At 72.7% G+C, this 19,115-nt stretch carries 19 protein-coding genes; 4 read left to right on the forward strand and 15 right to left on the reverse strand.

What is annotated here, in order from left to right; all coding sequences use genetic code 11:
* Nucleotides 1-30: 30 nt before the first annotated feature.
* From ligA to RLT58_RS10380, 4 genes are read right to left on the reverse strand one after another with little or no spacing between them, the layout of a single operon-like run.
* Nucleotides 31-2,268, reverse strand: coding sequence for an NAD-dependent DNA ligase LigA (gene ligA, locus RLT58_RS10365; RefSeq protein WP_311310104.1), 2,238 nt, complete (start codon nucleotides 2,266-2,268; stop codon nucleotides 31-33).
* A 30-nt stretch (nucleotides 2,269-2,298) separates the two neighbouring features.
* Nucleotides 2,299-3,324 (reverse strand): methionine synthase, encoded by a 1,026-nt coding sequence (locus RLT58_RS10370; protein WP_311310105.1) that lies wholly within the window; start codon nucleotides 3,322-3,324, stop codon nucleotides 2,299-2,301.
* A 34-nt stretch (nucleotides 3,325-3,358) separates the two neighbouring features.
* Nucleotides 3,359-4,048 (reverse strand): SDR family oxidoreductase, encoded by a 690-nt coding sequence (locus tag RLT58_RS10375; protein WP_311310106.1) that lies wholly within the window; start codon nucleotides 4,046-4,048, stop codon nucleotides 3,359-3,361.
* 38 nt (nucleotides 4,049-4,086) lie between these two features.
* Complete coding sequence (locus RLT58_RS10380) at nucleotides 4,087-4,626, reverse strand: LOG family protein (protein ID WP_311310107.1); 540 nt, start codon at nucleotides 4,624-4,626, stop codon at nucleotides 4,087-4,089.
* Nucleotides 4,627-4,714: 88 nt separating this feature from the next.
* Here RLT58_RS10380 and RLT58_RS10385 point away from each other — a divergent pair, with 88 nt between their 5' ends.
* On the forward strand, nucleotides 4,715-5,050 hold the full coding sequence (locus tag RLT58_RS10385) for a DUF427 domain-containing protein (protein WP_311310108.1): 336 nt from the start codon (nucleotides 4,715-4,717) through the stop codon (nucleotides 5,048-5,050).
* A gap of 103 nt (nucleotides 5,051-5,153) precedes the next feature.
* The gene (locus RLT58_RS10390; RefSeq protein ID WP_311310109.1) at nucleotides 5,154-5,954 is read left to right on the forward strand and encodes an alpha/beta fold hydrolase; all 801 of its coding nucleotides are present in this window, start codon (nucleotides 5,154-5,156) and stop codon (nucleotides 5,952-5,954) included.
* Between the two features lie 98 nt (nucleotides 5,955-6,052).
* Here the strand turns inward: RLT58_RS10390 and mnmA are convergent, their stop codons facing one another.
* A complete protein-coding gene (gene mnmA, locus RLT58_RS10395) occupies nucleotides 6,053-7,183 on the reverse strand; it encodes a tRNA 2-thiouridine(34) synthase MnmA (protein ID WP_311310110.1) in 1,131 nt (376 codons plus the stop codon).
* Between the two features lie 61 nt (nucleotides 7,184-7,244).
* Between mnmA and RLT58_RS10400 the strand changes: the two genes are divergently transcribed.
* Nucleotides 7,245-7,919, forward strand: coding sequence for an N-acetylmuramoyl-L-alanine amidase (locus tag RLT58_RS10400; RefSeq protein WP_311310111.1), 675 nt, complete (start codon nucleotides 7,245-7,247; stop codon nucleotides 7,917-7,919).
* A gap of 17 nt (nucleotides 7,920-7,936) precedes the next feature.
* Here RLT58_RS10400 and RLT58_RS10405 read toward each other — a convergent pair whose 3' ends face one another.
* The 3 genes from RLT58_RS10405 to RLT58_RS10415 form a co-directional block, all read right to left on the reverse strand.
* Nucleotides 7,937-9,106, reverse strand: a complete 1,170-nt coding sequence (locus tag RLT58_RS10405; RefSeq protein ID WP_311310112.1) for a cysteine desulfurase family protein — start codon at nucleotides 9,104-9,106, stop codon at nucleotides 7,937-7,939.
* A 143-nt stretch (nucleotides 9,107-9,249) separates the two neighbouring features.
* Entirely contained in the window at nucleotides 9,250-9,636 is a 387-nt protein-coding gene (locus RLT58_RS10410) for a DUF4190 domain-containing protein (protein WP_311310113.1), read from the reverse strand.
* Nucleotides 9,637-9,721: 85 nt separating this feature from the next.
* Entirely contained in the window at nucleotides 9,722-9,883 is a 162-nt protein-coding gene (locus tag RLT58_RS10415; RefSeq protein ID WP_311310114.1) for a hypothetical protein, read from the reverse strand.
* 115 nt (nucleotides 9,884-9,998) lie between these two features.
* On the opposite strand from RLT58_RS10415, the gene RLT58_RS10420 reads away from it, so the two are divergent.
* A complete protein-coding gene (locus RLT58_RS10420; protein WP_311310115.1) occupies nucleotides 9,999-10,631 on the forward strand; it encodes a TetR family transcriptional regulator in 633 nt (210 codons plus the stop codon).
* A gap of 18 nt (nucleotides 10,632-10,649) precedes the next feature.
* Here RLT58_RS10420 and RLT58_RS10425 read toward each other — a convergent pair whose 3' ends face one another.
* Genes RLT58_RS10425 through RLT58_RS10455 form a run of 7 tightly spaced genes read right to left on the reverse strand, consistent with a single transcriptional unit; the run spans nucleotide 10,650 to nucleotide 19,050 of the window.
* Complete coding sequence (locus RLT58_RS10425) at nucleotides 10,650-12,038, reverse strand: phosphomannomutase/phosphoglucomutase (RefSeq protein WP_311310116.1); 1,389 nt, start codon at nucleotides 12,036-12,038, stop codon at nucleotides 10,650-10,652.
* Nucleotides 12,035-13,657, reverse strand: a complete 1,623-nt coding sequence (locus tag RLT58_RS10430) for a glycoside hydrolase family 13 protein (protein ID WP_311310117.1) — start codon at nucleotides 13,655-13,657, stop codon at nucleotides 12,035-12,037. Before RLT58_RS10430 ends, RLT58_RS10425 begins: the two co-directional genes overlap by 4 nt.
* Before the next feature lie 10 nt (nucleotides 13,658-13,667).
* Nucleotides 13,668-14,897, reverse strand: a complete 1,230-nt coding sequence (locus RLT58_RS10435) for a Gfo/Idh/MocA family protein (protein ID WP_311310118.1) — start codon at nucleotides 14,895-14,897, stop codon at nucleotides 13,668-13,670.
* Entirely contained in the window at nucleotides 14,894-15,970 is a 1,077-nt protein-coding gene (locus RLT58_RS10440; RefSeq protein WP_311310119.1) for a glycoside hydrolase family 130 protein, read from the reverse strand. Before RLT58_RS10440 ends, RLT58_RS10435 begins: the two co-directional genes overlap by 4 nt.
* Nucleotides 15,971-15,978: 8 nt before the next feature.
* The gene (locus tag RLT58_RS10445) at nucleotides 15,979-16,851 is read right to left on the reverse strand and encodes a carbohydrate ABC transporter permease (protein WP_311310120.1); all 873 of its coding nucleotides are present in this window, start codon (nucleotides 16,849-16,851) and stop codon (nucleotides 15,979-15,981) included.
* A gap of 1 nt (nucleotide 16,852) precedes the next feature.
* Nucleotides 16,853-17,761: a carbohydrate ABC transporter permease gene (locus RLT58_RS10450; RefSeq protein WP_399131267.1), complete on the reverse strand. Its 909-nt coding sequence runs from the start codon at nucleotides 17,759-17,761 to the stop codon at nucleotides 16,853-16,855.
* Nucleotides 17,758-19,050 carry an extracellular solute-binding protein gene (locus RLT58_RS10455; protein ID WP_311310121.1) on the reverse strand — a complete coding sequence of 431 codons (1,293 nt, stop codon included), beginning with the start codon at nucleotides 19,048-19,050 and terminating at the stop codon, nucleotides 17,758-17,760. The genes RLT58_RS10450 and RLT58_RS10455 overlap by 4 nt, the downstream gene beginning before the upstream one ends.
* Nucleotides 19,051-19,115: the final 65 nt, after the last annotated feature.

The raw sequence follows: 19,115 nt of genomic DNA on the forward strand, positions 1-19,115 counted from the left end.
CGGGTGAATCCGGCGGTGGGCCGGCCGCTCTCACTCCCCGGACGACGCCGCCTCCCCTGCTGTCTCCCCTGCCGTCTCCTCTGCCGCGTCCCCGCCCGGGACCGCCGCCTCGCGGGCCGCGTCGGGGCCCTCTTCGAGCAGGACGGCGAAGCCGTCCTCGTCGAGCACGGGGACCTTGAGCTGCATCGCCTTGTCGTACTTCGATCCGGGGTTGTCGCCGACCACCACGAAGGAGGTCTTCTTCGAGACGGAACCGGTCACCTTCGCGCCCCGGCTCTGGAGGGCCTCCTTCGCGCCGTCCCTGGTGTGCGAGGCCAGCGTGCCGGTGACGACGACGGTGAGTCCTTCGAGGGGCCGGGGGCCCTCGTCCTCGCCGGCCCCCTCGTCCTCCATCCGCACTCCGGCCTCCCGCCACTTGCGCAGGATCTCGCGGTGCCAGTCCTCGGCGAACCACTGCTTGACGGAGGCCGCGATGATCGGCCCGACCCCGTCGGCGTCGGACAGCTCCTGCTCGGTGGCCTCGTCGATGCGGTCGATGGAGCGGAACTGGCGGGCCAGCTCCTGGGCCGCGACCGGCCCGACATGGCGGATGGAGAGCCCGGTGAGGATGCGGGCCAGCGGCGCCTCCTTGGCGGCGGCGATGGCGTCCAGCATGGCGACGGCGTTCTTCTTCGGCTCGCCCTGCTGATTGGCGAAAACCAGTGCCGTCTTCTCCTCGCCGGTCTTGGGGTCCCGCTTGGGCAGCCCGCTGTCCATGTCGAGGACGTAGGCGCGGATCGGCAGCAGCTGCTCGACGGTCAGCCCGAAGAGGTCGCCCTCGTCGCGCAGCGGCGGCTCGGCGGGCTCCAGCGGTCTGGTCAGCGCGGCGGCCACCACATAGCCGAAGTGGTCGATGTCCAGGCACTTGCGGCCGGCCAGATAGGCGACCCGCTCCCGCAGCTGCGCGGGGCAGGAGCGGGCGTTGGGGCACCGGACGTCGATGTCGGCCTCCTTCATGGGCCGCAGCGGTGTCCCGCACTCGGGGCACTCGGTCGGCATCACGAACGCGCGCTCGGTGCCGTCCCGGAGGTCGACGACCGGTCCGAGGATCTCCGGGATCACGTCCCCCGCCTTGCGGAGCACCACCGTGTCACCGATCAGGACGCCCTTGGCGCGGACCACGTTCTGGTTGTGCAGGGTGGCGAACTCGACCTCGGAGCCCGCGACTTCGACCGGCTCGACCTGGGCGTACGGGGTGACGCGCCCGGTGCGGCCGACGCCGACCCTGATGTTGACCAGCTTGGTGTTGACCTCCTCCGGGGCGTACTTCCAGGCGATCGCCCAGCGCGGGGCGCGCGAGGTGGAGCCCAGCCGGCCCTGGAGCGGGATCTCGTCGAGCTTGACGACGACGCCGTCGATCTCGTGCTCCACGGAGTGCCGGTGCTCACCGAAGTACGCGATGAACTCCCGTACCCCTTCGAGGGAGTCCACCACCCGGTTGTGCTTCGCGGTGGGCAGGCCCCATTCGTGGAGCAGTTCGTAGGCGTGCGAGAGGCAGTCGATGTCGAAGCCCTCGCGGGCACCGATGCCGTGCACCACCATGTGCAGCGGGCGGGTCGCGGTGACCTTGGGGTCCTTCTGGCGCAGCGAACCGGCCGCCGCGTTGCGCGGGTTGGCGAAGGGCTTGTCGTCCGCCTCGACCAGCCGGGCGTTCAGCTCCTCGAACCCGTCCATCGGGAAGAAGACCTCGCCGCGGATCTCGACGAGGGCCGGGATGCGGTCGCCCTTCAGCCGGTGCGGGATGTCGGCGATCGTGCGGACGTTGGGCGTGATGTCCTCGCCGGTCCGGCCGTCGCCGCGGGTCGCGGCGCGGGTCAGCACGCCGTGCTCGTAGGTGAGGTTGACCGCGAGGCCGTCGATCTTCAGCTCGCACAGGAAGTGGTAGCCGGTGGCGCCGACGTCGCGGGCGATCCGCTCGCCCCAGGTGGCCAGCTCCTCGTCGTCGAAGGCGTTGTCCAGGGAGAGCATCCGCTCGCGGTGCTCGACGGAGGTGAATTCCGTCCGGTAGGGCCCGGCGACCTTCTGCGACGGGGAGTCGGGGGTGCGCAGCTGGGGGTGGGCGTCCTCCAGGGCCTCCAGCTCACGCATCAGCCGGTCGAACTCGGCGTCGCTGACGACCGGCTGGTCGTTCACGTAATAGCGGAAGCGGTGCTCCTCGATCTGCTCGGCGAGCAGGGCGTGCCGCTCCTGTGCCTGTGCTGGCAGTGACGTCTGCTCTTCGCCGGCCATCGTCCCGTCCTCCCGTTACCCAGTGCCCCGTTACTCAGGGTTGTCTGCGAGCGATCTCGCGGCCCGGGCGCAATGGGCGAGCGCGGCCCGTGCGTACGCGGGCGACGCACCCGCGAGACCGCACGAGGGAGTGATCGCCACGGACTCGGTCAGAGTCCCCGGATTCAGCCCCAGCCTGCGCCACAGCGTCCTGACACCCATGACGCTACCGCCCGGGTCGGACAATTGGCCCGAGGCCGGGTCCGTGCCCGGCACGACCCCGAGGAACAGCTGCGTGCCGCCCTCGACGGCTTCCCCGATCGTCTCCTCCTCACGCTCGGTGAGCAGGGAGAAGTCGAACGAGATACCGCCCGCCCCGGCCCGGCGCAGCAGCGCGAACGGCACGTCGGGGGCGCAGGTGTGCACCGCGGTGGCCCCGTCGCCGGCCGCGCGCAGCACCTCGCGCAGGGTGTCCTCCACGATCTGGCGGTCCACGGCCCGGTAGGTGCGGTAGCCGCTGGCGGTCCTGATCCGGCCGAGCAGGACCCCGGTGAGGGAGGGTTCGTCGAGCTGGAGGATCACCCGGGCGCCGGGCGTCCGGCGGCGCACCTCGGCGAGATGGCCGCGCAGCCCCTCCGCGAGCGACTCCGCCAGATCGCGGCAGGCGCCGGGGTCGCCGAGCACGGCCTCGCCGCCGCGGCGTTCCAGGGCGGCGGCCAGCGTCCACGGCCCGACCGCCTGCACCTTGAGCGGGCCCTCGTAGCCCTGGGTGAACTCCTCCAGGGCGTCGAGGTCCTCGCCCAGCCACGACCGGGCCCGGCGGGTGTCGCGTCCGGGCCGGTCGCTGATCCGCCAGCCGCTCGGCTCGACGTGTCCGTACATCTCGACGAGCAGACCGATGGTCCGCCCGATCATGTCCGCGCCCGGCCCGCGCGCGGGCAGTTCCGCCAGATACGGCACGCCCTGCCCGTCCCCGAAGGAGCCGGTGACGGTTTTGGCCGCCTCCCGTGCGTCTCCTCCGGGCATCGAACCGATTCCGGTGGCCGGGCACCCGCTGAACTTGCTCTTCTCGCTCACGCGGGAAGCCTACGGCGGTCCGCCGCCCGTACGGTCAGCGGCCGGGGCGCACCGTGAGGTCGTTGACCTCGGCGTCACGCGGCAGGTCCAGCGCCATGACGATCGTGGTGGCGACGGACTCGGGGTCGATCCAGCGCGCGGGGTCGTACTCCTTGCCCTCCTGCTGGTGGACCTTGGCCTGCATGGCGCTGGCGGTGCGGCCGGGGTAGACGGAGGTCACCCGGACGCCGTTGCCGTGCTCCTCGTGGCGCAGCGAGTCGGCCAGCGCCTTGAGACCGTGCTTGCTGGCCGCGTAGGCGCTCCACTCGGCGTGCGCGGCGAGCCCGGCGCCGGAGTTGACGAAGAGGACGTGGCCCTGGGCGACGCGCAGCTGGGGCAGGACGAGGCGGGTCAGCTCGGCGGGGGCGACGAGGTTGGCGTTGAGCTGGAAGTGCCAGGCCTTGGGGGTGAGCTCGCCGACCCGGCCGAGTTCGACGACGCCCGCGATGTGCAGCAGCGAGTCCAGCCGTTCCGGCATCGGCTGCTGGGCGAAGGCCCAGGAGAGCCGGTCCGGGTTGGAGAGGTCGCCGACAATCGTGCGGGAGCCGGGGTGGAGCGCGGCAAGTTCCTTGGCGCGGCCCGCGTCACGGGCCAGGAGGACGAGATCGTCGCCCCGCTCCGTGAGACGGCGGGCGACGGCTGCGCCGATGCCGGAACCGGCACCGGTGATCAGATGTGTGGGCATGCCCCCATCGTCGCACCCGCCGCCGCCACGCCGGCGCGTCACTGCAGGCCGGCCCACTCCTCCAGGTACGCCAGGGCGCCCACGCCGTCCTTGGCGAAGAACACCAGCTCGGTCAGCGGGAGGGGCAGGAAGCCCTCGTCCTCCATGCGCTGGAACTGCTGGCGCAGCCCGTCGTAGAAGCCCGCCGTGTTGAGCAGGACGACCGGCTTGGTGTGCTTGCCGTGCTTCTTGAGCTCCAGGATCTCGGTGGCCTCGTCGAGGGTCCCGGTGCCGCCCACCATGATCACGACGGCGTCGGCCTTCTCCAGGAGGAGCGCCTTGCGCTCGGCGAGGTCGCGGGCGATCACCATCTCGTCGGCATTGGTACGCGCCTTGGCGGCCAGGAAGTCGACCGAGACCCCGACCAGCTTCCCGCCCGACTCCTGGACGCCGTCGGCGACGACCTTCATCAGCCCGCTCTCCGAGCCGCCCCAGACCAGGGTGTGGCCGCCCCGGCCGAGCAGCTCGGCGAATTCACGGGCGGGGACGGTGTAGCGGTCGTCGAGGTCGGCGGCGGAGAGGAAAACGCAGATCTTCATGACTGCCACGGTAGAGCCCGCCGGCGGCGGAGCCTCGGCCGGGGAAGGGAGCGGGAAGAAACGCGCGTCCCGGACGGCTGTGATTTACATGACTTCCACCCGAGGACACCGCATCACCGTGGAACCCGGCACCGAGCACGTGCGCGTGGTCCGCGACGGCCTGCTGCTGGCCGAGAGCCGCCGCCCGCTCGTCCTGCGCGAGACGGGCTGTCCGGTCCGCTACTACCTGCCGCCCGAGGACGTCCGTACCGAGCTGCTGACGGCGTCCGGCACCCGGACCCACTGCCCGTTCAAGGGGGATGCCTCCTACTGGTCGCTGCCCGGGGCGGACGATCTCGTCTGGGCGTACCCCGAGCCGAAGGACGAAGTGGCCGCGATCAAGGACCACTTCTGTTTCTACGCCACCGAGACGGTCGCGGGCTGACGCCCGACCGGCGGTCAACCTCTGTGGCCGGGGGCGGAGAGAAAGTCCGGAAACATTTCGCTCCGGGCGATGAGTTTCCGGGGGCCCGGCAGTCCACCCTCGCATGGACAAGACTCTCTCCCGCGACGGCACCCCGATCGCGTACCGGCGCCGCGGCGAAGGGCCGCCGGTGATCCTGGTGAGCGGCGCGCTGGGCACGGCGGCGACCGAGGAGCCGCTCGCCCGGCTGCTCGCGCCGCGCTTCCACATCCTCACGTACGACCGGCGCGGCCGGGGCTCCAGCGGTGACGGGTCGCCGTACGCGGTGGAGCGCGAGATCGAGGACCTGGCCGCGCTCGCCGAGGTGACGGGCGGCCGCCCGTCGGTGTTCGGGACCGGGGCCGGCGGTGCGCTGGCCCTGGAGGCGCAGGCGGCGGGGCTGCCCGTGGACCTGCTCGCGGTCTACCAGCCGCCGTACACCCCGGGGCCGGCCGGTCTGCGCTTCAAGGCCGGCTGCACGGCCCGGCTGCACCGGCTGCTGTCCGCCGGGGACCGGGACGGGGCGGTGGAGCTGTTCCTGTCCATGACGGGTGTGGCGGGCGATGTCATCGCCAGGATGCGGCGGGCGCCGCTGTGGCGGACCCTGGTGTCCGTGGCGCACACACTCGCGTACGACGACGCGGTGCTGGGCGACGGCTCGGTGCCGCAGGAGCGGTTCGCCCGGGTCACGGCGCGGACGCTGGTGGTCTGCGGCGGCTTCAGCGCGGCAACGGCGCGGTCGGCGACGCGGCTGCTGGCGGATGCGCTGCCCCGGGGCCGGCACCGGACCCTGACGGGGCAGACCCGCGAGCTTGCGCCGCAGGCCGTCGCCCCGGTCCTGGCGGAGTTCTTCGCCCGGGAGGTGTACGCGCACCCGGCGTCGTGAGCGACGTGGGACAGGCGGGCGGTCCAGGGGGGCCATGCGCACCCCGCGCGGCCACGCCCGTACAGGGGTCGGGCGTATCCGCGCGGGGTACCCGGTGCTCAGCTCGCGGCGGCCGTCTCCCGGCGCACGGTCGTGGCGATCGTCGCCGAGCCGACCACCCGCGTCCCGTCGTACAGCACGACCGCCTGGCCGGGGGCCACGCCGCGTACCGGCTCGGTGAACGTGACGTGCAGGGTGCCGTCGGTCAGCTCCGCCGTCACCTCGGTCTCGCCGCCGTGCGCGCGCAGCTGCGCGGTGTACGTGCCGGGGCCGGCGGGCGGGGTGCCGCACCAGCGGGGCTTGATCGCGGTCAGTGCGGTGACGTCGAGGGCCTCGGCCGGGCCGACCGTGACCGTGTTGTTCACCGGGGAGATGTCCAGGACGTAGCGCGGCTTGCCGTCGGCGGCCGGGTGGCCGATGCGCAGGCCCTTGCGCTGGCCGATGGTGAAGCCGAAGGCGCCCTCGTGGGTGCCGAGCTTCGTACCGGACTCGTCGAGGATGTCGCCCTCGGCCGGGCCGCCGAGGCGGTCCGCCAGGAAGCCCTGGGTGTCGCCGTCGGCGATGAAGCAGATGTCGTGGCTGTCAGGCTTCTTGGCGACGGCCAGGCCGCGGCGCTCGGCCTCGGCTCGGATCTCGTCCTTGGTCGTGAGGGTGTCGCCGAGCGGGAACATCGCGTGGGCGAGCTGGCGCTCGTCCAGGACGCCCAGCACATAGCTCTGGTCCTTGGCCATGTCGGAGGCGCGGTGCAGCTCGCGGCTGCCGTCGGCGCCGAGGACCACCGTGGCGTAGTGCCCCGTGCACACCGCGTCGAAGCCGAGGGCCAGGGCCTTGTCCAGGAGCGCGGCGAACTTGATCTTCTCGTTGCAGCGCAGGCACGGGTTGGGCGTGCGCCCCGCCTCGTACTCGGCGACGAAGTCCTCCACGACGTCCTCGCGGAAGCGTTCCGCCAGGTCCCAGACGTAGAAGGGGATCCCGATGACGTCCGCGGCGCGGCGGGCGTCGCGGGAGTCCTCGATGGTGCAACAGCCGCGGGCGCCGGTCCGGAAGGACTGCGGGTTCGCGGAGAGGGCGAGGTGCACACCGGTCACGTCGTGGCCCGCCTCGGCGGCACGGGCCGCGGCGACGGCGGAGTCGACTCCGCCCGACATGGCGGCGAGCACACGGAGGGGGCGCTGGGAGGTCTCAGTCATAGCTCCACCAGGGTACGGGGCGGCGGGAACCGAAAGCTCGCGGATAAGCGTTGTCGCTCACATGGGGACCAAGGGGACGGCGGGCGCCAAGGGCCCCGCGGGCACCGGCAGCGGCATCAGCCGGCGGTCGGTGCTGATCGGCGGCGCCGTCACGGCCGCGGGCACGGCGGCGCTGGCCCGGGACCAGCTGAAGCGGGCCTGGTGGCGGCTGCCCGGCGTGGAGAAGCCGCGCACCCCGGGCGCCGTGGACTACGCGCGTGCGCAGTGGACGGCGGCCTCCGAGGCGAACTGGCGGCGTGCGGACCGCCCCGACGACTACGGCATCGACCGGGTGGTCATCCATGTCACCCAGGGCAGCTTCAGCAGCGCGGTCCGGGTCTTCCAGGACCCGGGGCACGGGGCGGCCGCGCACTACGTGGTGCGCAAGGACGGTCATGTGACGCAGATGATCCGCGAGCTGGACGTGGCCTTCCACGCGGGGAACCGCTCGTACAACGAACGCAGTGTCGGCATCGAGCACGAGGGGTTCGTCGACCGCCCGCAGGGCTTCACCCCGGCGATGTACGCGGCATCCGCCCGGCTCACGGCGGCGATATGCGGGCGGTACGGGATCCCGGTGGACCGCGAGCACATCATCGGGCACGTGGAGGTGCCGGGGACCGATCACACGGACCCCGGCAGGCACTGGGACTGGAACCGCTACATGAAGCTGGTCCGGGCGGCGTCGACGGCCTGAGGACGGCCCCGGGGCCGTCAGCTCAGCCCGGCCGTCCGCGCGCGGTCCACCGCCGGGCCGATCACCCGGGCGACGTCCTCGACGTCCTGCTTGGTGGAGGTGTGGCCGAGCGAGAAGCGCAGGGTGCCTCGGGCCAGGTCCGGATCGGTGCCGGTGGCCAGCAGGACGTGGCTGGGCTGGGCGATCCCGGCCGTGCAGGCGGAGCCGGTGGAGCACTCGATGCCCTGGGCGTCCAGCAGGAGCAGGAGGGAGTCGCCCTCGCAGCCGGGGAAGGTGAAGTGCGCGTTGGCCGCCAGGCGCCCGCCGGGGGCCGGGTCGCCGCCGAGGATCGCGTCGGGGACCTGCGCCAGGACGGCTTCGGCGAGCCGGTCGCGGAGCGTGCCGATCTCCCGGGCGAAGTCCTCGCGCCCGTCGGCGGCGAGCCGTCCCGCCACGGCGAACGCGGCGATGCCGGGCACATCCAGCGTGCCGGAGCGCACATGGCGCTCCTGCCCGCCGCCGTGCAGCACGGGTACGGGGGTGCAGTCGCGGCCGAGCAGCAGCGCGCCGACACCGGGCGGGCCGCCGATCTTGTGGGCGCTGACGGTCATCGCGGCCAGCCCGGACCCGGCGAAGTCGACATCGAGCTGCCCGAAGGCCTGCACCGCGTCGGCGTGCATGGGGACGTCGAACTCGCGGGCGACGGCGGCAAGTTCATGCACCGGCATGATCGTGCCGATCTCGTTGTTGGCCCACATCACGGTGATCATCGCGACGTCGTCGGGGTTCCGGACGAGCGCCTCGCGCAGCGCGTCGGGGTGGACGCGCCCGTAGCGGTCGACGGGGAGGTGGTCGACGGTCGCGCCCTCGTGCTCGGCGAGCCAGTCGACGGCGTCCAGCACCGCGTGGTGCTCGACGGGGCTGGCCAGGATCCGGGTGCGGCGGGGGTCGGCGTCGCGGCGGGCCCAGTACAGGCCCTTCACCGCGAGGTTGTCGGCCTCGGTGCCGCCGGAGGTGAAGACCACCTCGCTGGGGCGTGCGCCGAGGGCGTCGGCGAGGGTCTCTCTGGACTCCTCGACGGTACGGCGGGCCCGGCGCCCGGCGGCGTGGAGTGAGGACGCGTTCCCGGTGACGGCGAGCTGCGCGGTCATCGCCGCGATCGCCTCCGGAAGCATCGGCGTGGTCGCGGCGTGGTCGAGGTAAGCCATGGTGGGCTCGATTCTACGAGCCTGCGGCGGGGCGTACGGCGGGCGCATGGGGTCCCGGTGCCCGCGCACCGCGTGCGGCGGGGTCTCACCCGCCCCGTTCCGGAGCCCGATCCGGCGGGGAGAGCGGTGCGGCGTCCGGCCGGTCAGCCGCCGAAGTTCCAGGCGACGACGCCGTTTCCGGTGACCAGGAAGGCCAGGATCACCAGATCGGCGATGCCGAGCGCGAGCCCGAGGAAGGCGCGGCCGCGGCGGGTGGTGGAGCGGACCAGGGCGAGCAGCGCCATGACGATGGCGGCCGGGCCGAGCAGGACGTTCATCACCAGCAGGCCGACGAGGCCGAGCACGAAGGAGGCGACGGCGAGACCGTCGGCGTCCCGGGTGGGGCGCCGGGTGCCGCTCTGCGGGGAGTCGCCGCCGGCGTCGGTGCGGCCGGCCGGGCCGGTGGCCGCGGCGGCGGCATCGGTAGCGGTCCGCGGTTCGTCGGTCGCGGCCTCCGGGGCGGACCGGCGGGCGAATGCGGTGAGCGTCATGGTGCGGACTCCTTCGGGTCGGAAAGCGGATCGTGAGGCAGGTCGGGATGCGGATCGAAGCGCGGTACGGCGCGCGGAGCGGCCGTCACTGCGGGCGGCGGCGGGCGCCCGTGCGCTCGCGCACGGCGAAGACCAGCAGCCAGCAGCCGATCAGGGCGCCGAGGACGAGGGTCAGCGGAAGCGGGATCTGGGCCACCGCTCCCAGCACGATCCCCAGCAGGAGCAGGGCGGCGACGAGGACGATCATGTTCGGCCTTTCCGTGCGCCGGTGCGCACTTTGAGAGTACGACTGTTCACTGACTCCTGAGTCTAGACCCGCACTGCTCTTCCCCGCTCCGGAGAACAGTTGTTTACTGAATGGCATGAGTCACATCGCCGGCATCCGCCAGACCCAGAAGCTGAGAACACGTCAGGCACTGCTGGACGCCGCCCTCGGGCTGCTGGAGCACCAGAGCCTGAGCAGCCTGGGCCTGCGCGAGGTGACGCGCGCGGTGGGCGTCACGCCCACGGCCTTCTACCGGCACTTCGAGGACATCCCCGCCCTCGGCGTGGCTTTGGTCGAGCAGACGCTGGGCAGCCTGCACGGGATGATCGGCGCGATGCTCGCCGAGACGGGCGACAGCGAGGTCCGGCTCGACCGCGGCGTCGAGCTGATAAGGCGTCATGTCCGTGAGCAGCCCGCCCACTTCAGGTTCATCGCCCGTGAGCAGCACGGCGGGGTCGGCCCGGTCCGCGAGGCCATCGCCGCCCAGCTCCGGCTGTTCGCCGAGGAGGTGGCGGCGGCGCTCGCCGGGGAGCCGGAGTCACACGGCTGGAACGAGGAGGATCTGCTGATGCTGGGCGGTCTCTATGTCGACCACATGGTGATCACCGCGTCGGCGATGCTGGACGCGGGCCCGGACGGCGACGCCCAGGTGGCCCGCGTCGCCCGGCGCCGGCTGCGCCTGGTCACACTGGGGCGGCTGCACTGGCTGGACGGGGCCGACGCCGGGTGAGGCGGGTGCGGGGCGGGCTCAGGACCTGACGAGGGCCAGGACCTCGTCCCGCAGGGCGCGCATCGCCGGTTCGTCCCGGGCCTCCGCGTTGAGCCGCAGCAGGGGCTCGGTGTTGGAGGGGCGCAGGTTGAACCACCAGTCGGCGCCGGAGACCGTGAGGCCGTCGAGTTCGTCGAGGCGGACTCCGGGGCGCCCGCTCCACGCCTCGCGCACGGCCGCGAGGCCTGCGGCCCGGTCGTCCACGGCGGAGTTGATCTCCCCGGACGCCGTGTAGCGCTCGTAGCCGCCGGTGAGCTCGGACAACGGGCGCTCCTGGCTGCCCAGCGCCGCCAGGACGTGCAGGGCTGCGAGCATCCCGGTGTCGGCGTTCCAGAAGTCGCGGAAGTAGTAGTGCGCGGAGTGCTCGCCGCCGAAGACCGCGCCGGTACGGGCCATCTCCGCCTTGATGAAGGAGTGGCCGACCCTCGTGCGCACCGGGACGCCGCCCGCCTCGCGGATGATCTCCGGCACCCCGCGTGAGGTGATGAGGTTATGGATGACGGCGGCGCCGGGGTGGCGGACCAGTTCGCGCGCGGCCACCAGGGCGGTGATCGCCGAGGGGGACACCGGCTCACCACGCTCGTCGACGACGAAGCAGCGGTCCGCGTCCCCGTCGAAGGCCAGGCCGAGATCGGCACCCTCGGCCACCACCCGGGCCCGGAGGTCGACGATGTTCGCCGGGTCCAGCGGGTTCGCCTCGTGGTTGGGGAACGTCCCGTCCAGCTCGAAGTACATCGGGACCAGGTCCACGGGCAGTCCGGCCAGCACCGTCGGCACCGTATGGCCGCCCATGCCGTTGCCCGCGTCCACGACGGCCTTGAGGGGGCGCAGGCCCGACAGGTCCACGAGCCCGCGCAGGCAGTCGGCGTAGCCGGCCAGGGTGTCCCGGGCCGTGACCGTGCCGGTCCGCACCGCGGGGGCCGGGGCGCCGCCCGCGTCGGTCCAGCGCTCCACCAGCGCCCGGATCTCGGTGAGCCCGGTGTCCTGGCCGACGGGGGACGCGCCCGCGCGGCACAGCTTGATGCCGTTGTAGCGGGCCGGGTTGTGCGAGGCCGTGAACATCGCTCCGGGCAGGCCGAGGGAGCCCGAGGCGTAGTAGAGCTGGTCGGTCGAGCACAGCCCTGTCTCCGTGACGTCCGCGCCCCGGGAGGCCGCGCCCCGCGCGAAGGCGCGGGCGAGCCCGGGTGACGAGGGGCGCATGTCATGGCCCGTCACGACCGCGTCGGCCCGCAGGACCTCGACGAAGGCGGCGCCGAACAGCTCGGCCGTCGACACGTCCCAGGCGTCGGGGACGACCCCGCGGATGTCGTACGCCTTGACGAGACCGGAGAGGTCGGTGCGCGGGGAGGGGCCGGTGGGAACGGTCATCGCCGTCTCTCTTCTTCGGGGTGCGGTGCGCGGCAGGTGGGGTCGGAGGCCAGGAGCCAGAGCGCCGTGTCCGGCGGGAGGGCGTCGCCGTCCAGGGGGCCGCTGGTGAGCAGGACCCGGCCGCGCAGCTCCGGTGCCGTGAGCCGCAGCGGTTCCGGGCCGAGGTTGACCACACAGGTCAGCGCGGACCGGCGGAAGGCGAGATGGGAGTCGCCCGGCGCCGAATACCACCGGGGCGCGGCCGTCGGGTCGGGCGCGGGGTACCTCCGGCGCAGCCGCAGCGCCGCACGGTAGAGCGCGAGCGTCGAATCCGGGTCCGCCTCCTGTGCGGCGACGGTGAGCGGCCCCCAGTCGTCCGGCTGGGGCAGCCAGGTCCGTCCGGGGGCCGCCGTGCTGAAGCCGTAGGGCGCGCTCCGGCCCGACCAGGGCAGCGGCACCCGGGCGCCGTCACGGCCCCGTTCGGTGCGGCCCGAGCGCTCCCACAGCGGGTCGCGGATGCGCTCGTCGGGGACGTGCGCCTGCGGCAGTCCCAGCTCCTCCCCCTGGAAGAGGTACGCCGATCCGGGCAGCGCGAGCATCAGCAGCGCCGCCGAACGGGCCCGCAGCGGCGAGCCGTAGCGGGTCACCGGGCGCACCGCGTCATGGCTGGACAGCAGCCAGGTCACCGCGCCGCCGCCGGGCGCGGCGAGCGAGGCGTCGATGACGCGGCGCAGCTCCCGGGCCTCCCAGGGCGCCTCCAGGAAGGCGAAGTTGAAGGCCTGGTGCATCTCGTCGGGCCGGATGTACCGGGCGAGCCTGGCCGGGTCGAACACGGCCGACTCGGCGACCATCACCCGGTCGCGCGGGGCCACCGCGCCGGGCGGTGCGGGGTGGGTGTCCAGCAGGGTGCGCCACTCGCGGTAGAGCGGGTGCAGCTCCTCCTGGTCGTAGTAGGGCATGAGGTGGTTGCGCAGCGGGTCGCGGTGCTGGCCGGGGCCGGCGTCGGGCAGCCCCTCGGCCTTGAACAGGGCGTGCGCCACGTCCACGCGGAAGCCGTCCACACCCCGGTCGAGCCAGTGCCGCAGCACCTGGGCGAACGCCGAACGCACCTCGGGGTGGCGCCAGTTGAGGTCGGGCTGCTCCGGCGCGTGCAGATGGCAGTACCACGCGCCGTCCGCGACCCGGGTCCAGGCCGGTCCGCCGAAGGCCGACTCCCAGTCGTTGGGCGGCAGTTCGCCGCTGTCGCCCCGCCCCGGACGGAACAGATAGCGCTCGCGCGCCGGCGATCCGGGCCCCGCCGCCACGGCCTCCAGGAACCAGGGGTGACGGTCCGAGGTGTGGTTGGGCACGAGGTCGATGATCAGCTTGAGGCCCAGTTCGTGGGCGCGGGCGGTCAGCCGGTCGAAGTCCTCCGGGGTGCCCAGGTCCGGGGCCACCCCCGTCCAGTCGGCGATGTCATAGCCGCCGTCGGCCAGCGGCGACGGATAGAAGGGGGTGCACCACACCGCGTCCGCGCCCAGCTCCCTGATGTGCTCCAGGCGGTCGGCCGCCCCGCGCAGGTCGCCGATGCCGTCGCCGTCCGAGTCGGCGAAGGCGCGGGGGTACATCTCGTAGCAGACCGTGTCCTGCCACCAGCTCATGGGAGATCTCCTACAGGTGCGGGACAGGGGTGCGGAGCGGGCCGCCGGGGGCCGGCACGGGCTGCTCCGTCCCGGTGGCGGCGGCCAGGGTGGCGGCCTCGGCGACGGCGACGGCCGTGAGTCCGGCGACCGCGTCCGCCACCGGTGTGCCGCCCTCGCGGGCGACGCGCACGAGGTCGGCGACCGCCGCCCGGACGCTCTGGGTGCAGACGTACGGCTTGCGGGCCTCGCCGCCCAGGTCGAGCACGGCGCGCACGCGGTGGGGCACCACCCGCTCCTCGCCGCGCCCGCGTGCCGGTGCCCGGCCGCCGGCGTCGCGGTCCACGGTGACCGTGATCCGCTCCTCGCCGTGCGGAAGGAAGCCGTCGACGTGCAGCACAGCGGCGGCTCGGGAGGGCAGTTGCTCCCAGCGGCGGGCGTCCGCCTCGTCCGCCCAGGCCGAGATCTCCGCCCGTACGGGGATCCAGCCGCTGATCCGGGTCTCGGCGAAGCCGTGGTCCAGCCGCATGAGCTGGCGTTCGGCCCGGTGGGCGTGGGTGAAGGAGTGCAGATGCGAGGCCAGGACCCCGCCGGGGTGCAGGACGTCGGCGCTGACCATGTCGACCGGGCCGCCGGGCCTGCGTACGGCGGTGGCCCGGACGCTGAGCGGCTCCGAGCCGATGAGGGCGCGGGCGGCGTCGAAGAAGTGCACGCCGTGCTCGACGAAGATGCCGCCGCTGTGTTCCGGGTCCCAGAACCAGTGGCCGGGTCCTAGGCCCTCGTCCGCCGCGTCGTTCTCGAACAGGAAGCGGCGCGGCGGCGCCAGCAACCCCTGCGCCATGATCAGTTCCAGGGCCCTCAGCAGCGGGTTGTAGCGCAGGACGTGGTCCACGACCAGGGCCCGGCCGGCGCGGGCGGCCTCGGCGGCGACCGCCCGGGCGTCCTCGGCCGTGGTGGCCAGGGGCTTCTCGCAGAAGACATGGCGCCCCGCGCGCAACGCCTGGACGGCCATGGCCGCGTGGGTGGCGGGCGGCGAGGCGAGGGCCACCGCCGCCACGTCCGGGCGCTCCAGCAAGTGCGTCAGGGAGGTGACCGAGGGCAGGCCGTGCCGGTCACCGAGCGCCCTCGCCCGTGCGGGGTCGGGGTCGGCGACCGCGACGGGCCGCAGGCCCGGCAGGCCGGCCACGGCGTCCAGGACGTACGTCCCGAAGCCGCCGCAGCCGACGAGCCCGAGGCCGAGCGGCGGGGGCGCCGAGGTCATGCCGTGCGCTCCAGCAGGGCGACGCCGATGTGCGCGTCGGCCATGCCGTAGAACACGTACAGCTCGCCGTCGATCTCCTCGACGGCCGTGGGGAAGACGACGTTGGGCACCGTGCCCGAGCGCTCCTCCTCCGTCTCGGGCGCCATGAGCGGCTCCTCGGAGCGGGCCAGGACCTTCGCCGGGTCGGCCGGGTCGAGGATCATCGCGCCGGCCGCGTAGGACACCTGCTGGTTCTGCGCGAAGGGGTCCTCGATGTGACCGGAGACGCCGTGGTGGATGAGCAGCCAGCCCTCCGGGACCCGGACGGGGGCGGGGCCGCCGCCGATCTTCAGCTCCTCCCAGGGGTGCTCGGACAGGGCGACCAGGCGGTGGTCGCGCGGCCGGACCAGGGCGCGGATGTCGGCCTGGGCCTCGGCCACCGGCACGTAGGAGATCCAGATGCCGGGGCGCTCGTCGGTGAGGCCGGCAGGCAGGTGGACACCCTCCCCCGGGCGGAACCAGCCCAGGTCCCACATCGGGCGGTGCAGCATCGCGTACGCGGGCTCGCCGTCGGGGCCCGGCACCGGCTCGGGGAAGTGGACGACGTCCTTGTTCGGGAAGAGGTTGAGGTCGGTGTCCAGGTCCGGCTGGTAGGCGAACTGGACCGGTCCGAGCCGGGTCCACTCGGTCAGGTCATCGGACACGGCGAGGGCCGGCTTGGGTCCGAGCGGCCCGTAGGCGACGTAGGACATGACGTGCTTGCCGAGCGAGGGGATCCAGGTGACGCGGGGGTCCTCGACACCGGCGTTGTTCTTGCCGCGCTCCCAGCCCTCGTCCGGGGAGAGGACCACACCGCGGCGCTCGACGCCCGAGGGCACACCGTCGGTGAAGGTGACCTCGGCCAGGCCGACCCGGGAGACGTTGCCGTCGGAGACCAGCCGGGGCAGCAGGTGCAGACGGCCGTCGGGCGTGCGGCCGGAGGCGGGGTTGAGCACGCCCTCGGTCTCGTTGGCCTCGCCGGGCAGCGGGGACATGACCAGGCCCTTGCGAACGAGTCGGTAGGGGATGCGTGTGGCGTTGCTCGTGGTGCTCATGGCGGGAATCAGCCCTTTACTCCGGAGTCGATGTCGGTCGAGGTGAAGTGGCGCTGGAACAGGAGGAACAGCGCCACGGCGGGGGCGGCCAGCACACAGGCGCCGGCCAGCAGGGCGCCGGTCGGGTTGGCGACCGTGCCCTGGAGGTTGGAGAGGAAGCTCGCCAGCGACACCGCCAGCGGCTGCATGTCGGCGTCCTTGGTGACCAGGAACGGCCACAGGAACTCGTTCCATGGGCCGATGAAGGTCAGCAGCAGTGCGGTGAGCACGGCGGGGCGGGCCATCGGCAGGGCGATCCGCAGCAGGATGCGCAGCTCACCGGCGCCGTCGATCCGGGCCGCCTCGAAGAGGGACTGCGGCATCTGCAGGAAGAACTGCCGGAAGAGGAAGACGGCCGTCGAGTTGACCGCGAACGGCAGGATCATGCCCAGGTAGTTGTCGCCGAGGCCGTAGTCGCGGACCACGAGCACGTACAGCGGCAGCATGAGGAGCTGGAAGGGCACCATCTGCACCAGGAGGAGCGAGGCGAACAGCGTGCCCCGCCCGCGGAAGTGCAGCTGGGCGAGGGCGTATCCGGCCAGCAGCCCGAAGACCAGGGTGCACAGCAGGACGCCGATGGTCATGATCCCGGAGTTGAGCAGCGAACGGCCCAGCGAGATCGCCCCGTTGACGGCCGTGTAGCTGTCGCCGGTCAGTCCGGAGGGGACCGCCGAGGAGAGGTCGCCGGTCGTCGTGGCCCGCAGCGATCCGACGATCATGTAGTAGAAGGGGAAGAGAAAGGCCACCGCGCCGAGCGAGAGCACCGTGTACTGCAGGGCCCGCCGCCGTGCGGGGCGCCTGCGGGCGGCCGCGGTGTCCGGGGTCCTTAGGGATCCGCTCATGTCAGTTGCCCCTCTCGGTGAGCTTGCGGGCGGCCAGCGAGATGACGAGCACGAAGCCCACCAGCACGACGCCCAGTGCGGCGGCGAAGTCGGGGTGCCCCTGCTCGATGCCCTTCTGGTACATCAGCAGCACCGGCGAGGCGGAGGCGTGGTCGGGACCGCCGCCCCCGGTGAGCAGATAGGGCTCGCTGAAGAGGTTGGCGCCGGTGATGACCGCGTAGATCACGACGAGCGTGGTCGCCGGGCGCACTCCCGGCACGGTGACCGAGAGGAACTGCCGTACCCGGCCGGCCCCGTCGACGGAGGCCGCCTCGTACAGCTCCTTGCCGACGTTCTGGAGCGCCGCCAGGTACAGCATCACGAAGAAGCCGAGCTGCTTCCAGGTCACGAAGAAGGCGATCATCGGCATCGCGAGATCCGAGTTGACCAGCCACGAGGGGTCCGGGGCGTGCGAGCCCAGGAGGTGGTTGACGAAGCCGTCCGAGCCGAAGAGGAACTGCCACACCGCGACCAGCGCGACGCTCGCCGTGATGTACGGCAGGTAGTACGCGGCCCGGAAGAACGCGCGGAAGCGGATCTTCGCGTTCAGCGCGGAGGCCAGCACCAGGGACAGGACCACCGTGAGCGGCACATTGATGACCAGGAAGATCACGATGTTGAGGAAGGCCCGCCCGACCACCGGGTCGGTGAAGACGTCCCGGTAGTTCGACAGACCCACCCAGGGCGAGTCGACGTGGGTGCCCGGCGCGGTGAAGTAGAAGCGGTGGAAGGAGATCCACACCGTGTAGCCCAGCGGGACCGCGAAGACGGCCAGCAGGAAGAGCACGTACGGGGTGACGAACAGCTGGCCCGTGCGGGAGCGGGCGCGTCCGTGGCGGGAGGCGGGGGTCACGCGGAGGTTCATCGTCATGACGGGTCCCCGTACTCCTGGAGAAGGTCGGTGATCTCGGCCGAGGCCTTGCGCAGGCCCTCGTCGGTGGACTGCCGGCCGAAGACGACCGACTTGGTCCACTCGTCGCGGAAGGCCTGCCAGATGTCGACGGAACCCGGCACGTTGGGCACCTCGACCACCCGCTCGGCCTGCCGGGCGAAGGCCTTGTAGGTCGGCTTCCTCGCGAAGAAGTCCGCGTAGCGGCCGGTCAGGTCCTCCCGCATCGGCATCTGCCCGGTCGCGTCGAGGAACCTGCCGTCCTGCTCCACCGAGGTGGCGAACTTCAGTACGTCCCAGGCGGTGGCCCGGTTCTCGCACGAACTGAACATCGCGGCGGACTTCTCGTCGCTGAAGGAGTACGTGCCGCCGGTGCCGTCGGCCGTGGGCACCGGCACCACGCCGATGTCCACGCTGTCCTTGTAGGCGGACACCGCCCAGGGGCCCACGGTGGCCATCGCGGCCTTGCCGTCGTTGAGCGCGTCCCCCGGGTACGCCTCCTGCGGTGCGAGCTTCTGCGCGTACAGCTGCCGCCAGAACGAGGCGACCTGCCGGCCGGCGGACGAGTCGAACTGCGGCTTGCCGTCCTCGACGAGCTGCTTGCCGCCGCTCTGGGCGGCGAAGGCGGGGTAGAAGTCGTTCCAGGACTGGAAGAACTCGCTGCTGGGCGCGGGCCAGATGGCGGCCTTCGCCGCTCCGCTGCGCACCAGCCTGCGGGAGGTCTCCAGGAACTGGGAGTAGGTCGCGAGCTTCGGGTGCTCGGGGTCCAGGCCTGCCTTCCGGAAGATCTTCTTGTTGTAGAGGATCATCACCGGATTGCTCTTCCAGGGCAGCTGGTGGAACTTGCCGTCGGCGGACCGGTACTGGCCGGTGAGGCCGCCGCCCCGCTTCTCGATGTAGGCGTTCCCGTCGGGGAAGTCGCTCAGCGCGACGAGCCCGTTCTGCTTCTCGAAGGTCGGCACCGAGGCGGGCGCGGTGTTGAAGACCAGGCAGGCGCTGGTGCCCGCGATGATCGAGGCGCTGATGGCCTCCTCCGAGGTCTTGCCCGCGGGTATCTGCTGCGCCGTGACGCGTTCCTTCGGGTGGCTCCTGTTCCAGGCCGCGACCATGTCCTTGCCCCACGCCACTTCCTGGGCGTTGTTGGACAGCCAGATCTTGATCGGGCCCCGCGCCGTCGCGGCCTCGGCCGGATCCGGAGCCGCCTTGCCGCAGGCGGTTGCCGTCCCCGCGAGTGCGAGCACGAGCAGCGAGTACGCCGTTCTCCTCAGCATGAAAGCTCTCCGAACTGTTCACGCCCGGCCTCGTCGCCGGACGGGAATCCCCGGCCGCTGGTCGC

Origin of the sequence: Streptomyces sp. ITFR-16 (assembly GCF_031844705.1) — a bacterium.
GTDB lineage: Bacteria > Actinomycetota > Actinomycetes > Streptomycetales > Streptomycetaceae > Streptomyces.